14 protein-coding genes are annotated in these 12,534 nt (G+C 65.9%); 10 read left to right on the top strand and 4 right to left on the bottom strand.

Going from position 1 to position 12,534, the window contains the following annotated elements:
* Positions 1 to 20: 20 nt before the first annotated feature.
* From BM019_RS11805 to BM019_RS11830, 6 genes are read left to right on the top strand one after another with little or no spacing between them, the layout of a single operon-like run.
* The gene (locus tag BM019_RS11805) at positions 21 to 2,924 is read left to right on the top strand and encodes a monovalent cation/H+ antiporter subunit A (RefSeq protein WP_092418342.1); all 2,904 of its coding nucleotides are present in this window, start codon (positions 21 to 23) and stop codon (positions 2,922 to 2,924) included.
* On the top strand, positions 2,924 to 3,268 hold the full coding sequence (locus BM019_RS11810; RefSeq protein WP_003202835.1) for a Na+/H+ antiporter subunit C: 345 nt from the start codon (positions 2,924 to 2,926) through the stop codon (positions 3,266 to 3,268). Before BM019_RS11805 ends, BM019_RS11810 begins: the two co-directional genes overlap by 1 nt.
* Positions 3,265 to 4,950 (top strand): monovalent cation/H+ antiporter subunit D, encoded by a 1,686-nt coding sequence (locus BM019_RS11815; protein ID WP_092418343.1) that lies wholly within the window; start codon positions 3,265 to 3,267, stop codon positions 4,948 to 4,950. The genes BM019_RS11810 and BM019_RS11815 overlap by 4 nt, the downstream gene beginning before the upstream one ends.
* Entirely contained in the window at positions 4,947 to 5,435 is a 489-nt protein-coding gene (locus BM019_RS11820) for a Na+/H+ antiporter subunit E (RefSeq protein ID WP_092418344.1), read from the top strand. The genes BM019_RS11815 and BM019_RS11820 overlap by 4 nt, the downstream gene beginning before the upstream one ends.
* On the top strand, positions 5,432 to 5,710 hold the full coding sequence (locus BM019_RS11825; RefSeq protein WP_009043397.1) for a K+/H+ antiporter subunit F: 279 nt from the start codon (positions 5,432 to 5,434) through the stop codon (positions 5,708 to 5,710). The genes BM019_RS11820 and BM019_RS11825 overlap by 4 nt, the downstream gene beginning before the upstream one ends.
* Positions 5,707 to 6,075, top strand: coding sequence for a Na+/H+ antiporter subunit G (locus BM019_RS11830; protein ID WP_007932797.1), 369 nt, complete (start codon positions 5,707 to 5,709; stop codon positions 6,073 to 6,075). Before BM019_RS11825 ends, BM019_RS11830 begins: the two co-directional genes overlap by 4 nt.
* A 122-nt stretch (positions 6,076 to 6,197) precedes the next feature.
* Here BM019_RS11830 and BM019_RS11835 read toward each other — a convergent pair whose 3' ends face one another.
* Complete coding sequence (locus BM019_RS11835; protein WP_062825509.1) at positions 6,198 to 6,635, bottom strand: DUF3995 domain-containing protein; 438 nt, start codon at positions 6,633 to 6,635, stop codon at positions 6,198 to 6,200.
* Between the two features lie 98 nt (positions 6,636 to 6,733).
* On the opposite strand from BM019_RS11835, the gene BM019_RS11840 reads away from it, so the two are divergent.
* Both BM019_RS11840 and BM019_RS11845 read left to right on the top strand, forming a co-directional pair.
* Entirely contained in the window at positions 6,734 to 7,123 is a 390-nt protein-coding gene (locus BM019_RS11840) for a DUF2946 domain-containing protein (RefSeq protein WP_053260741.1), read from the top strand.
* Between the two features lie 91 nt (positions 7,124 to 7,214).
* Entirely contained in the window at positions 7,215 to 9,350 is a 2,136-nt protein-coding gene (locus BM019_RS11845) for a TonB-dependent receptor (RefSeq protein ID WP_092418345.1), read from the top strand.
* Between the two features lie 83 nt (positions 9,351 to 9,433).
* On the opposite strand, the gene BM019_RS11850 is transcribed toward BM019_RS11845, so the two are convergent.
* From BM019_RS11850 to BM019_RS11860, 3 genes are all read right to left on the bottom strand, one after another.
* Entirely contained in the window at positions 9,434 to 10,468 is a 1,035-nt protein-coding gene (locus BM019_RS11850) for an ABC transporter substrate-binding protein (protein ID WP_092418346.1), read from the bottom strand.
* 117 nt (positions 10,469 to 10,585) lie between these two features.
* On the bottom strand, positions 10,586 to 10,783 hold the full coding sequence (locus BM019_RS11855) for a hypothetical protein (protein ID WP_007923649.1): 198 nt from the start codon (positions 10,781 to 10,783) through the stop codon (positions 10,586 to 10,588).
* The gene (locus tag BM019_RS11860) at positions 10,780 to 11,229 is read right to left on the bottom strand and encodes a hypothetical protein (protein ID WP_007923648.1); all 450 of its coding nucleotides are present in this window, start codon (positions 11,227 to 11,229) and stop codon (positions 10,780 to 10,782) included. The genes BM019_RS11855 and BM019_RS11860 overlap by 4 nt, the downstream gene beginning before the upstream one ends.
* 545 nt (positions 11,230 to 11,774) lie before the next feature.
* Here BM019_RS11860 and BM019_RS11865 point away from each other — a divergent pair.
* Entirely contained in the window at positions 11,775 to 12,005 is a 231-nt protein-coding gene (locus tag BM019_RS11865) for a hypothetical protein (RefSeq protein ID WP_007923647.1), read from the top strand.
* A gap of 65 nt (positions 12,006 to 12,070) precedes the next feature.
* Positions 12,071 to 12,463: a hypothetical protein gene (locus tag BM019_RS11870; RefSeq protein ID WP_175510634.1), complete on the top strand. Its 393-nt coding sequence runs from the start codon at positions 12,071 to 12,073 to the stop codon at positions 12,461 to 12,463.
* The last annotated feature ends 71 nt before the right edge of the window (positions 12,464 to 12,534 follow it).

Genomic DNA, 12,534 nt, shown 5'->3' on the forward strand with positions numbered 1-12,534 from the left:
TTCCCGCAGATTAGAAGCCTATGTCCCTGATAGTTCTACTGCTTCTGCCTTTTATCGGCAGCTGTCTGGCGGCCTTGCTGCCGCACAACGCGCGTAACACCGAGTCCCTGCTGGCAGGCCTGGTCGCCTTGGCCGGTAGCGTGGCGGTGGCCTCGATGTACCCGCAGATCGCCCATGGCGGCGTGATCCGTGAAGAGTTCAACTGGCTGCCCAGCCTCGGCCTGAACTTCGTCCTGCGCATGGACGGCTTCGCCTGGCTGTTCTCCATGCTGGTGCTGGCCATCGGTACCCTGGTGTCGCTGTACGCGCGCTACTACATGTCGCCGGAAGACCCGGTGCCGCGCTTCTTCGCGTTTTTCCTGGCCTTCATGGGCGCCATGCTCGGCCTGGTGATTTCCGGCAACCTGATCCAGATCGTGTTCTTCTGGGAACTGACCAGCCTGTTCTCCTTCCTGCTGATCGGCTACTGGCACCACCGCTCCGATGCCCGGCGCGGGGCCTACATGGCGCTGATGGTCACCGGCGCAGGGGGCTTGTGCCTGCTGGCGGGGGTCATGCTGCTCGGCCATGTGGTCGGCAGCTACGACCTGGACCAGGTCCTGGCTGCCGGAGATCTCATCCGAGCCCATGCCCTCTACCCCATTCTCCTGCCGCTGATCCTGATCGGCGCCCTCAGCAAAAGCGCGCAATTCCCCTTCCACTTCTGGCTACCCCACGCCATGGCCGCGCCGACACCGGTCTCGGCCTACCTGCACTCGGCGACCATGGTCAAGGCCGGGGTCTTCCTTCTCGCCCGCCTCTGGCCGTCGCTGTCCGGCAGCGAAGAATGGTTCTGGATCGTCGGCGGCGCCGGGGCCGCGACCCTGGTGCTGGGCGCCTACTGCGCGATGTTCCAGAACGACCTCAAGGGCCTGCTGGCGTACTCGACCATCAGCCACCTGGGCCTGATCACCCTGCTGCTGGGCCTGAACAGCCCGCTGGCCGCGGTGGCCGCGGTGTTCCACATCCTCAACCACGCCACCTTCAAGGCCTCGCTGTTCATGGCCGCCGGCATCATCGACCACGAAAGCGGCACCCGCGACATCCGCAAGCTCAACGGCCTGATCAAGCTGATGCCGTTCACCGCGACCCTGGCCATGGTCGCCAGCGCCTCCATGGCCGGCGTGCCGCTGCTCAACGGCTTCCTGTCGAAAGAGATGTTCTTCGCCGAGACGGTGTTCATCAATTCCACCGCCTGGGTCGAGACTGCCCTGCCGGTGATCGCCACCATCGCCGGGACCTTCAGCGTCGCCTATTCCCTGCGCTTCACCGTGGACGTGTTCTTCGGCAAACCGGCCGAAGACCTGCCGCACACGCCCCACGAGCCGCCGCGCTGGATGCGCGCGCCGGTGGAACTGCTGGTGTTCACCTGCCTGCTGGTGGGGATCTTCCCGGCGCAGATGGTCGGCCCGCTGCTGGCCGCGGCCGCCCAGCCGGTGGTTGGCGGCACGTTGCCGGAGTACAGCCTGGCGATCTGGCACGGCCTGAATGCGCCGATGATCATGAGCCTGATCGCCATGTCCTGCGGCATCGTGCTCTACCTGCTGTTGCGTGCCCCGCTGGTGCGCGGTGATTTCGCCTATCCGCCGCTGATCGGCCGCTTCAACGGCAAGCGCCTGTTCGAGCGCAGCCTGGTGAGCATGATGCGCCTGGCCCGGCGCCTGGAGCGGCGGATCAGCACCCAGCGCCTGCAGACCCAGCTGTTCCTGCTGGTGCTGGTGGCGGTGCTGGCCGGCCTGATCCCGATGCTCTACAGCAGCCTGAGCTGGGGCGACCGGCCGAAGATCCCGGGCTCCATCGTCTTCGTCACCCTCTGGCTGCTGGCCATCGCCTGCGCCCTGGGCGCCGCCTGGCAAGCCAAGTACCACCGCCTGGCGGCCCTGACCATGGTCAGCGTCTGCGGGCTGATGACCTGCGTGACCTTCGTCTGGTTCTCCGCGCCGGACCTGGCCCTGACCCAGCTGGTGGTGGAAGTGGTGACCACGGTGCTGATCCTGCTCGGCCTGCGCTGGCTGCCCCGGCGGATCGAGGATGTTTCGCCGCTGCCCAGCAGCCTGCCCAAGGCCCGTGCCCGCCGCCTGCGCGACCTGCTGCTGTCGATCGCCGTCGGCCTGGGCATGGCCGTGCTGTCCTACGCCATGCTGACCCGCCAGACCCCCAACGACATTTCCTCGTTCTACCTCAGCCGCGCCCTGCCGGAAGGCGGCGGCAGCAATGTGGTGAATGTGATGCTGGTGGACTTCCGCGGCTTCGATACCCTGGGCGAGATCACCGTGCTGGTGGCCGTGGCCCTGACCGTGTTCGCCCTGCTGCGACGCTTCCGCCCGCCGAAGGAAAGCATGCAGTTGCCGGCCCAGCAGCGCCTGCTGGCGCCCGACGTGGTCACCGACCTGGTCAACCCGCGCCACGCCAGCGACACCGCCCTGGGCTTCATGATGGTGCCGGCGGTGTTGGTGCGCCTGCTGCTGCCGATCGCCCTGGTGGTGTCGTTCTACCTGTTCATGCGCGGCCACAACCTGCCGGGCGGCGGTTTCGTCGCCGGCCTGGTGATGTCGGTGGCGTTCATCCTGCAATACATGGTCGCCGGCACCCAGTGGGTCGAGGCCCAGATGAGCCTGCGGCCGCTGCGCTGGATGGGCACCGGCCTGCTGTTCGCCACCCTGACCGGGCTCGGCGCCCTGGCGTTCGGCTACCCGTTCCTGACCACCCATACCCTGCACCTGGACCTGCCGCTGCTGGGCGATATCCATATCGCCAGCGCGCTGTTCTTCGACATCGGCGTGTATGCCGTGGTGGTCGGCTCGACCCTGCTGATCCTCACCGCGCTGGCGCACCAGTCGGTGCGTGCCCAAGTCAAACCCCAAGCCAAGCCAGGAGCCGCCTGATGGAAGAAGTCATTGCAATCGCCATTGGTGTGCTGGCGGCCTCCGGCGTCTGGCTGGTGCTGCGGCCACGGACCTTCCAGGTGGTGATGGGCCTGTGCCTGCTGTCCTACGGGGTCAACCTGTTCATCTTCAGCATGGGCAGCCTGTTCATCGGCAAGGAGCCGATCATCAAGGACGGCGTGCCCCAGGACCTGCTGCACTACACCGACCCGCTGCCCCAGGCGCTGGTGCTCACGGCGATCGTCATCAGCTTCGCCATGACCGCGCTGTTCCTGGTGGTGCTGCTGGCGTCCAGGGGCCTGACCGGCACCGACCATGTGGACGGCCGGGAGCCCAAGGAATGAACCTGATGCCGCACCTGATCGTCGCGCCCATCCTGCTGCCGCTGCTGACCGCCGCGGTGATGCTGATGCTCGGCGAGAAACATCGCCCGCTCAAAGCCAGGATCAACCTGTTCTCCAGCATGCTCGGCCTGGGCATTTCCGTGCTGTTGCTGTGCTGGACCCAGCAGACCGGCGTGCCCGGCTCCGTCGGCGTGTACCTGCCGGGCAACTGGCAGGTGCCGTTCGGCATCGTGCTGGTGGTCGATCGCCTGTCGGCGCTGATGCTGGTGCTCACCGGGATCATCGGCGTCAGCGCCCTGCTGTTCGCCATGGCCCGCTGGGACCGCGCCGGGGCCAGCTTCCACGCGCTGTTCCAGATCCAGCTGATGGGCCTGTACGGTGCCTTCCTGACCGCCGACCTGTTCAACCTGTTCGTGTTCTTCGAAGTGCTGCTGGCCGCCTCCTACGGCCTGATGCTGCACGGCTCGGGGCGGGCGCGGGTGTCCGCCGGCCTGCACTACGTGGCGATCAACCTGCTGGCCTCGTCGCTGTTCCTGATCGGCGCGGCGCTGATCTACGGCGTCACCGGGACCCTGAACATGGCCGACCTGGCGCTGAAGATCCCGCTGGTGCCGGAAGCCGACCGTGGCCTGCTGCACGCCGGCGCGGCGATCCTGGCCACCGCGTTCCTGGCCAAGGCCGGCATCTGGCCGCTGAACTTCTGGCTGGTGCCGGCCTACTCCGCGGCCAGCGCGCCGGTGGCGGCGATGTTCGCGATCATGACCAAGGTCGGGGTCTACACCCTGCTGCGCCTGTGGACCCTGCTGTTCTCCGGCCAGGCCGGGGCCTCGGCCTACTTCGGCGGCGACTGGCTGATCTACGGCGGCATGGCGACCATCGTCGGCGCGGCCCTGGCGATCCTCGCCGCGCAACGCCTGGAGCGCATGGCCAGCCTGAGCATCCTGGTCTCGGCCGGGATCCTCCTGGCGGCGATCGGTTTCGCCCAGCCCAGGCTGATTGCCGGCGCGCTGTTCTACCTGGTCAGCTCGACCCTGGCCCTGAGCGCGCTGTTCCTCCTGGCGGAGCTGATCGAACGCTCGCGCTCGGCCAACGAGATCCCCCTGGAGGATGAAGTCGAAACCCTGCCCCGGCCCCAGGAGTCGCTGCAACCGCCACCGGGCACCAACCTCGACGACGAGCAGAAGGCCGTGGTCGGCCAGGTGATTCCCTGGACCATGGCCTTCCTCGGCCTGAGCTTCATCGCCTGCGCGCTGCTGATCATCGGCATGCCGCCGCTGTCGGGTTTCATCGGCAAGCTGAGCCTGATCGGCGCCCTGCTCAACCCTGCCGGGCTGGGCCAGGCCACGGATGCGCCGTTGTCCGGCGCCGCCTGGGGCCTGCTGGCCTTGCTGATCCTTTCCGGCCTGGCGTCGCTGATCGCCTTTTCGCGCCTGGGCATCCAGCGCTTCTGGACCCCGGAAGAACGGCCGTCGCCGCTGCTGCGGCGCTTCGAGTGCGTGCCGATCATTGCCCTGCTCGGGCTGTGCATGCTGCTGACCGTCAAGGCCGAGCCGCTGCTGCGCTTTACCCAGGCCGCCGCCGACAGCCTCAACGATCCGCAGCAGTATGTGATGGCCGTGCTCGGCACCCGGGCGGTCCCCAGCCCCGAGGCCCAGGCGGCGTTGCAGGAGGTGCAGCCATGAAGCGCCTGTTCCCCGCTCCCTGGTTGTCGCTGGCGCTATGGCTGCTGTGGCTGGTGCTGAACCTGTCCGTCAGCCCCGGCAACCTGCTGCTCGGCGCCCTGCTGGGGTTCTGCGCGCCGCTGATGATGCGGCCGTTGCGCCCGCTGCCGATCCGCATCCGCCGCCCCGCGACCATCCTGCGCCTGCTCCTGGTGGTCGGCCGCGATGTGCTGCTGTCGAACCTGGCCGTGGCCTGGGGCGTACTCAACGCCAGGCGCCGCCCGCCGCGCTCGCGCTTCGTCAAGATCCCCCTGGAGCTGCGCGACGCCAACGGCCTGGCCGCGCTCTCGACCATCACTACGGTGGTGCCGGGCACGGTGTGGTCCGAGCTGTCCCTGGACCGCAGCATCCTGCTGCTGCATGTGTTCGACCTGGACGACGAAGCGGCTTTCATCCACCACTTCAAGACGACCTACGAGCGTCCGTTGATGGAGATCTTCGAATGAGCGCCCTGCTCGCGAATGCGATCCTGTTCAGCCTGTTCCTGTTTTCCGTGGCCATGGTCCTGACCCTGGTCCGGCTGTTCAAGGGCCCCTCGGCCCAGGACCGGGTCCTGGCTCTGGACTACCTGTACATCCTGGCGATGCTGATGATGCTGGTGCTGGGCATCCGCTACGCCAGCGACACCTACTTCGAGGCGGCGCTGCTGATCGCCCTGTTCGGCTTCGTCGGCTCCTTCGCCCTGGCCAAATTCCTCCTGCGTGGCGAGGTGATCGAATGAATGCCGTCAGTGAACTGTCGTGGTGGATCGAGATACCGGTGGCAATCCTGCTGGTGCTCAGCAGCAGCTTCGCGCTGATCGGCGCCCTGGGCATGCTGCGCATGAAGGATTACTTCCAGCGCATGCACCCGCCGGCCCTGGCCTCGACCCTGGGCGCCTGGTGCGTGGCCCTGGCGTCGATCCTGTATTTCTCGGGGATGAAGTCGGGGCCGGTGCTGCACGCCTGGCTGATCCCGATCCTGCTGTCGATCACCGTGCCGGTGACCACCCTGCTGCTGGCGCGGGCCGCGCTGTTCCGCAAGCGCATGGCCGGCGACGACGTACCGGCGGAGGTCAGCAGCCGGCGCAGCGAAAGCGGCAGCTGATCCACTGCCAGATCGCAATACATCTGTAGGAGCCAGCTTGCTGGCGATGCAGGCCCCGCGGAGTGTCAGGGGCGCCGCTATCGCGAGCAATCGAGCGTCGACCGGCTGCTCCTACAGGGTACTCAATTCCAGGCCACCACCAGCAGCCCCGCCCCCAGCACCACGCACAGCGGCGAATAGAACAGGGTGTCGAGCCGGGCGAACCGGGAGCCGCTGACCTCCTTGAAGAACCCCACCAGGTTCGAATCGCCGATGGCCCGGGCGAACATCAGCAAGGCCATCGCGCTGATCACCCATTGCAGCGCCGGGTGGCTCACCGTCGGCAGGTACAGGCCCACCCGCAGGCACACCAGCATCGCGATCAGCAGCAGGCCCACCGCCACCAGCAAGGTGGCGAACCCCGAGGGCTTGAACGCCGGCTCCAGCTCGCCCGGCCTCCTGCCCGGCACCTGGGGAATCGCCGCGTCGCTGCCGCGCTTGCCGCCGGCGGCCCAGTACAGGTGGATCAGGCTGATCAGCAGGAAGGCTCCGGCCATCCCTTGCGCGATCAAAACATTCATATGCAAACGTCCATGGCAAAAAAATGTCGCTGAAGAATGGACCCACCTGCACGTTTTTGTAAGTACGTTCGTCGCCTGCGATGGTAAAGTGCCGCCTCATGAAATTAACCCGAACCGATCGCTCGCTCGTTGCCTGGATGCTCTATTGTTGCGTCCTGTTCAACGTGTTCGCCTGCAGCATCGGCCACGGGCAAATGGTCGGCCAGCAGCTCAACGGGATCGGCGGCCAGTTCTGTACGGTGGACCCGCGCACCCAGGCGCCGGCCTCCTCCAACCCGGTCGATGAATCGCTGCCGACCCTGTCCAAGGCCTTCGGTTGCCCGCTGTGCTCCACCGGCGGCATGGGCCCGGCGTTCAACTCCAGCCTGACCCTGGCGATCCTGCCGCAGCACCACAGCCCACCGCTGGCGCCGCGCGCCACCGCCGACGTCCCCACCCGCTTCACCTGGCCCGCGGCCCACCCGCGCGCGCCGCCCGCCTTCGCCTGAGTCTTTCGCCCTTGTCATCAGCCCGCCCCGTGCCTTAACCCACGGTGGTTGTTCGTGGGCTGCTTCCTAGCCAAGCATTCAGGATCTACCGATGAAACACATTCCCCTGCTGGCCAGCCTGTGCGGCTGCCTGTCCGTCAGCGCCTGGGCGCAATCCAGCGTCGACCTGGCGCCGATCACCATCGACGGCGAGCAACCCGCCGAACCCGGCCTGGCCCTCGACCAGTCCAGCGGCATGGCCTCGCGCCTGGGCCTGAGCGTCCGCGAAACCCCGGCCTCGGTGGCGGTGGCCAACCGCAACGATATCGAGCGGCGCGGCGCGCAGAACTTCCAGGACGCCGCCAACACCCTGCCCGGGGTCAATGCCAGCGCCCCGCCGGGGTTCGGCGGCTTTGTCTCGTACCGTGGTTTCACCAACAGCCAGATCACCCAGATGTTCAACGGCATCAACGTGTCCAGCGGTCTGGCGCGACCGGTGGACGCCTGGATCTATGATCGGGTCGAACTGCTCGGCGGCCCCTCTTCGCTGGTCAACGGTGCAGGCTCCGTGGGTGGTTCGCTGAACTACGTGACCAAGCTGGCCGACCGCCAGGAGCGGGCCATCGAGGGCCGGGTCAGCTACGGCAGCTACGACACCACGCAAACCGCCTTCGGCCTCAACCACGCCCTCAGTGAGGCCGGCGACAATATGCAGCACTACGCCCGCCTCGACGTCAGCCACAACACCAGCAACGGCTACATCGACCGCCAGGAACGGGATGCCTGGAGCCTGGCGTTTTCCCTGCTCAGCGACCTGACGCCGAACCTGTCCCACACCCTGGCCGTGGAATACCAGGACGAACACGAGGACAGCCCGTACTGGGGCACCCCGGTGCTCAACCCCAAGGCCGGCGAGTTGAAGATCGACAAGCACAACCGCTTCAACAACTACAACGTCGAGGACGGCCGCTACGAGCAGCGCACGATCTGGGTGCGCTCGATCGTCGACTACCGGATCAACGACAGCACCAGCCTGCGCAACACCCTCTATCACCTGGACAGCCAGCGCGATTACCGCAACCTGGAAACCTACCAGTACAACGCCGACAACAGCGCGGTGAACCGCTCCACGGCCTATCAGGTGCGGCACCAGGGCGAGCAGAACGGCAACCAGTTCGAACTGCGCCACGACAGCTCGCTCTTCGGCCTGGACAGCGCCTGGTCCGGCGGTTTCGAATACAAGGTCAACCGCACCACCAACTCGCCACTGAACGTCAAGGCGGCCAACAGCGTCGACCCGAACAACTACCAGCCGGGGCATTTCTACGACCTGCCGGGCACCCGCCAGGGCTTTGTTGCCGACAAGACCAACGAGGTCACCACCCAGGCGCTGTTCGTCGAGAATCGCCTGGCCCTGACCGACCGGCTGACCCTGCTCAGCGGCCTGCGCTACGACCACATCGACCTGGACGTGACCAACCACCGCCAGGTGACGGCGAGCAACCCGCGGCACCTCAAGCGCAGTTGGGAGCCGGTCACCGGCCGGGTCGGCCTGACCTACCAGTTCCTGCCCGGCGCCAACGTCTACGTGCAATACAGCACTGCCGCCGAACAGCCCAACAGCGCTACCCAGGACTTCGATGTCTCCACGGGCAAGCAATGGGAAGTGGGCAGCAAGTTCGATTACCTGGACGGCCGCGGCTCGGCGACCCTGGCGGCCTACCGTATCGAGCGCAAGGACTTTGCGGTGACCGACCCGCTGGACCCGACCCTGAGCATCCCGGTGGGCCAGCAGACCTCCAGGGGTATCGAGGTGGCCAGCTCGCTGCGGGTCACCCCGAAGCTGCTGCTCGAGGGCAACTTCGCCTGGGTCGATGCGCAGTACGACGCGTTCACCGAGAAGAACGCCGCGGGCGTGGTGGTGTCTCGCAAGGGCAATACCCCGACCAACGTGCCGGACCGGGTCGGCAACCTGTGGCTGACCTATGACCTGGCGCCGCAGTGGCAGACCGGGGTGGATGCGCGTTATGTGGCCTCGGTGTACGCCGATACGGCCAACACCCTGACCGTGCCCTCCTACACCCTGTACGGCACCTTCCTGACCTACCAGCTCGACAGCCACACCTCGATCACCGGGCGGGTGCGCAACCTGACCAACGAGGTCTACGCCGAGTTCGCCCATGTGTCGCCGGCTTACTACCTGGGTACGCCGCGGGCCTTCGAGCTGGCGGTGCAGAGCCGCTTCTAAAGGCATCGCGAGCCAGCTTGCTCCTACAGTTCGCGTAACCCTGTAGGAGCGAGCTGGCTCGCGATAGCGATCTCCCCAGCCCCTCAATCCAGGCTGGCACTCACCTTGTCCGCCACATCCCCGGGCAGCCACGCCCGCCACACGTCCGGATGCGCCTTGAGGAATGCCCGCGCCGCCTCCCGGGGTGGCGTGTGCTTCTCGCTCATCTCGGCCAGGGCCTTGTTCAGCGCTTCGATCGGCAAATCGACCTTGCTAAAGAACTCGGCGATCTGCGGGTACTGCTTCTGGAACGGCGTGGACACGCCAATCGACAGCTTCGAGGCCAGCGAGCGCGTGGGGCGTGGGTTGGGGTGCTCGGCGTCGGTCAGGGTCTTCCAGGCCTCGGCATCGAACGGCGGCTCTTCCAGCTGGATCAGCTTGAAGCGGCCGAGCAGCGGGGTTGGCGACCAGTAGTAGAACAGGACCGGCTGGCCGCGACGGATCGATGAAGTGATCTCGGCGTCCAGCGCCGCGCCGGAACCGCTGCGGAAATTCACATAGCTGTCGGTCAGGCCATAAGCCTTGAGCTTCTGCTTGTTCACCACTTCCGAGGTCCAGCCGATGGGGCTGTTGAGAAAACGCCCCTTGCCCGGGCTTTCCGGGTCCTTGAACACGTCCTTGTAGCGTTTGAGGTCCGTGACGCTGCGCAGGCCCGGCGCCAGCGGCTTGATGCCCTTGGCCGGGTCGCCCTTGACCACGTATTCCGGCACCCACCAGCCTTCGGTCGCGCCCTTCACCGTGTCGCCCAGGGCCGCCACCTTGCCCTCGGCCTCGGCCTTGACCCACACCGGGCTGCGTCCGGCCCACTCTTCGCCGATGACCTGGATATCGTTATTGGCCAGCGCGGTTTCCAAGGTGATGGTGGTGCCCGGCAAGGTGTCGGTCGGCAGGCCGTAACCCTTCTCGACGATGGTGCGCAGGATATCGGTGATCAGGCTGCCGCTTTCCCAGTTCAGGTCGGCGAAGTGGATCGGCGCCTGTGCCGGCTGTACCGACGGTGCCGCCGAGGCGCCGGCGGGCGCCAGCAAAATACCCAAGCCAAGCAGCGTGCCGCCCAGCAGTGTTCGCAGTCCTTTCATGCCTGTGCCCCTTTAGCTGTTCACAGCGTTGCAGGATGGTCTCGCGATCGGGGACCGCAAGCCTCTGACTAATTGAGTCATCTGACTGTAGTAGAGGTTCCTGCTTTCGAGGGGACTTCAGTTTTCGCCCTGCTCCTGCAGGCGCTGCAACTCGCGGCGCACCATGCTGGCGTATGCCGCCGGCTGCAGGACATACAGCTGCGAGGCCACCCAGGCCAGCCAGGCGCCTTGCAGCACGGCCTTGCGTTCGAACAGGCGCTGGGCCTCGGCGCGGGCGCGCGCAAGATGCTGCTGGTGGAATTCGGCGCGGCTCACTCGCTGGCCTTGAAGCTCACCAGTTCACCCTTGCGCCATTTGGCGGCCTTGCCGGTCACGGCTTTCAGGGTCTTGGTCAGGCCTTCCTGCAACTGCTGGTTGGCGGCGAATACCGTCACCACGCTGTGGCCTTCCTTGAACAGGATGGCGTGGCCGTCGGCGGTGCTGACAAAGGCGTACTCGCCCAGGCCGTAGACGGCCAGCTTGATCTCGCGAAACCGGATTTCGAACTTGCCGCCCTCACGGCTGGGCAGGACCGCGGCGCGGAAATGGTCGCCGACCTTGAGTTCCAGGCGCGGCTTGTCGTCCACGACCAGCGCCGTCTCGGTATCGATTTCGGCGACGTAAATGCCTTCCGGCGTCTGTTCGGTGATGTAGACGAAACGGGACTGGAACTGTTTGACCAACTTTGCGCGCAAGTCGCCCAGGACGAACAACGCGTGCATATCAAGATTACTTACTGCCAAGGAAAGATCCCCGAAACTGAAAATGACTCTGCCCGCGTAAACGACGGACAGCAGAAAAAGGCGGCCGAACCGGCGCCGTGACTCCACATGAAAACAATCCGAAAAAGCACCACCCGCCAACGCGTAGGCGCAAACACCGGAGCGCCCCTCCCCAGAAAGACCGGAAGGACTACCGGACCGTTTGGCCCGCATCAAGCGCAGAAGAAGTGATTCCAGCTCGCCGAGAAAGCTGCGCACTCACTGTCGATCGGAAAACCTCACGATCCTTTCGTCACCCTTAATGGGACGGGAGTGCTGCAGGTAAACATCAATCTCTGACTGCCGGGGCAATTCTAGAGCAACTTTATGTATTCAGAGCAACCCATGCGTTAGCAAATCGCTGAAAAAACCTCTTTCACCCTGCCGGTCAGCCACTTGCGTGACTTAACTCAGCCATCGACCGGCAACAACTGCCATACTGCCGCGACCTTGAAGCCGGCCACCGGCCAGGCTTCACCAGCATAATTTCCAGGGGAAAGTCGGACGTGACGGAATTCGATATAGGCGAGTTTTTCATCCATGGCGAGGCCCGGGATGTCGAGGGCGAGTTCCAGGCCGTGATCGTGATGCGCGCCAAGCCACCGCTGCGCACCGTGCGCTGCCACCAGGTGGAAAAGGACCGCTGGTTCAAGACCGCGGAACTGGCCGAAGCCGCCGCCAAGGACGCCGCCCGCGCCCTCAAGCAGGCCGTCGACCAGGGCGCCCTGAACCTCTGAACGGCAATAAAGGATTGCCGCGCCCGACCGACATATTGGTGAGCCTTCATTTCAAGAGCACCATGATGATCGACCTCAACCCACCTGCCCGCCTGCCGTCCCTGGCCGAGTTCGCCCTGCCCGGCGCGGCGGCCAGCGAAAGCCCGGCGAGCGATCCGTTTGACCTGCGCACCGCGATCACTCGGGCGACCAACGCTGCTCCCGACGGCGTGCTCGAAGCGAAAAAGAAACGCATCAAGCTGCTGCGCAAGCAGATCGAACAACTGCAGCAAAGGCTGCGCAAGGCCAACGAGCGCCTGGCGATGGTACAAAGCGCCGCCCGGCATCGCACAACCGACGCGCACATGCAGGCATTGTCCGCCGCCCAGGCCCAGGCGCAGGCCGCCAGCAGCGCCTTGTCGATGGCCCAGGTGGCGCTGTTCCAGGCCGAAAGCGCGGTGATCGGCAGCGAGGTCTGAGCCCCCGGCAAGCCAATCGAACTCCTGGTTGCCCGGCGCCTCAGATGCAAGACAATGCCCGGATAATCCCT

The sequence above is a fragment of the Pseudomonas sp. NFPP07 genome, from assembly GCF_900115645.1.
GTDB classification, from domain to species: domain Bacteria; phylum Pseudomonadota; class Gammaproteobacteria; order Pseudomonadales; family Pseudomonadaceae; genus Aquipseudomonas; species Aquipseudomonas chlororaphis.

Bases quoted from the DNA above. Each gene is read 5' to 3' on its own strand.
- BM019_RS11805 (WP_092418342.1), top strand. From the start codon at position 21: ATGTCCCTGATAGTTCTACTGCTTCTGCCTTTTATCGGCAGCTGTCTG.
- BM019_RS11810 (WP_003202835.1), top strand. From the start codon at position 2,924: ATGGAAGAAGTCATTGCAATCGCCATTGGTGTGCTGGCGGCCTCCGGC.
- BM019_RS11815 (WP_092418343.1), top strand. From the start codon at position 3,265: ATGAACCTGATGCCGCACCTGATCGTCGCGCCCATCCTGCTGCCGCTG.
- BM019_RS11820 (WP_092418344.1), top strand. From the start codon at position 4,947: ATGAAGCGCCTGTTCCCCGCTCCCTGGTTGTCGCTGGCGCTATGGCTG.
- BM019_RS11825 (WP_009043397.1), top strand. From the start codon at position 5,432: ATGAGCGCCCTGCTCGCGAATGCGATCCTGTTCAGCCTGTTCCTGTTT.
- BM019_RS11830 (WP_007932797.1), top strand. From the start codon at position 5,707: ATGAATGCCGTCAGTGAACTGTCGTGGTGGATCGAGATACCGGTGGCA.
- BM019_RS11835 (WP_062825509.1), bottom strand. From the start codon at position 6,635: ATGAATGTTTTGATCGCGCAAGGGATGGCCGGAGCCTTCCTGCTGATC.
- BM019_RS11840 (WP_053260741.1), top strand. From the start codon at position 6,734: ATGAAATTAACCCGAACCGATCGCTCGCTCGTTGCCTGGATGCTCTAT.
- BM019_RS11845 (WP_092418345.1), top strand. From the start codon at position 7,215: ATGAAACACATTCCCCTGCTGGCCAGCCTGTGCGGCTGCCTGTCCGTC.
- BM019_RS11850 (WP_092418346.1), bottom strand. From the start codon at position 10,468: ATGAAAGGACTGCGAACACTGCTGGGCGGCACGCTGCTTGGCTTGGGT.
- BM019_RS11860 (WP_007923648.1), bottom strand. From the start codon at position 11,229: ATGCACGCGTTGTTCGTCCTGGGCGACTTGCGCGCAAAGTTGGTCAAA.
- BM019_RS11870 (WP_175510634.1), top strand. From the start codon at position 12,071: ATGATCGACCTCAACCCACCTGCCCGCCTGCCGTCCCTGGCCGAGTTC.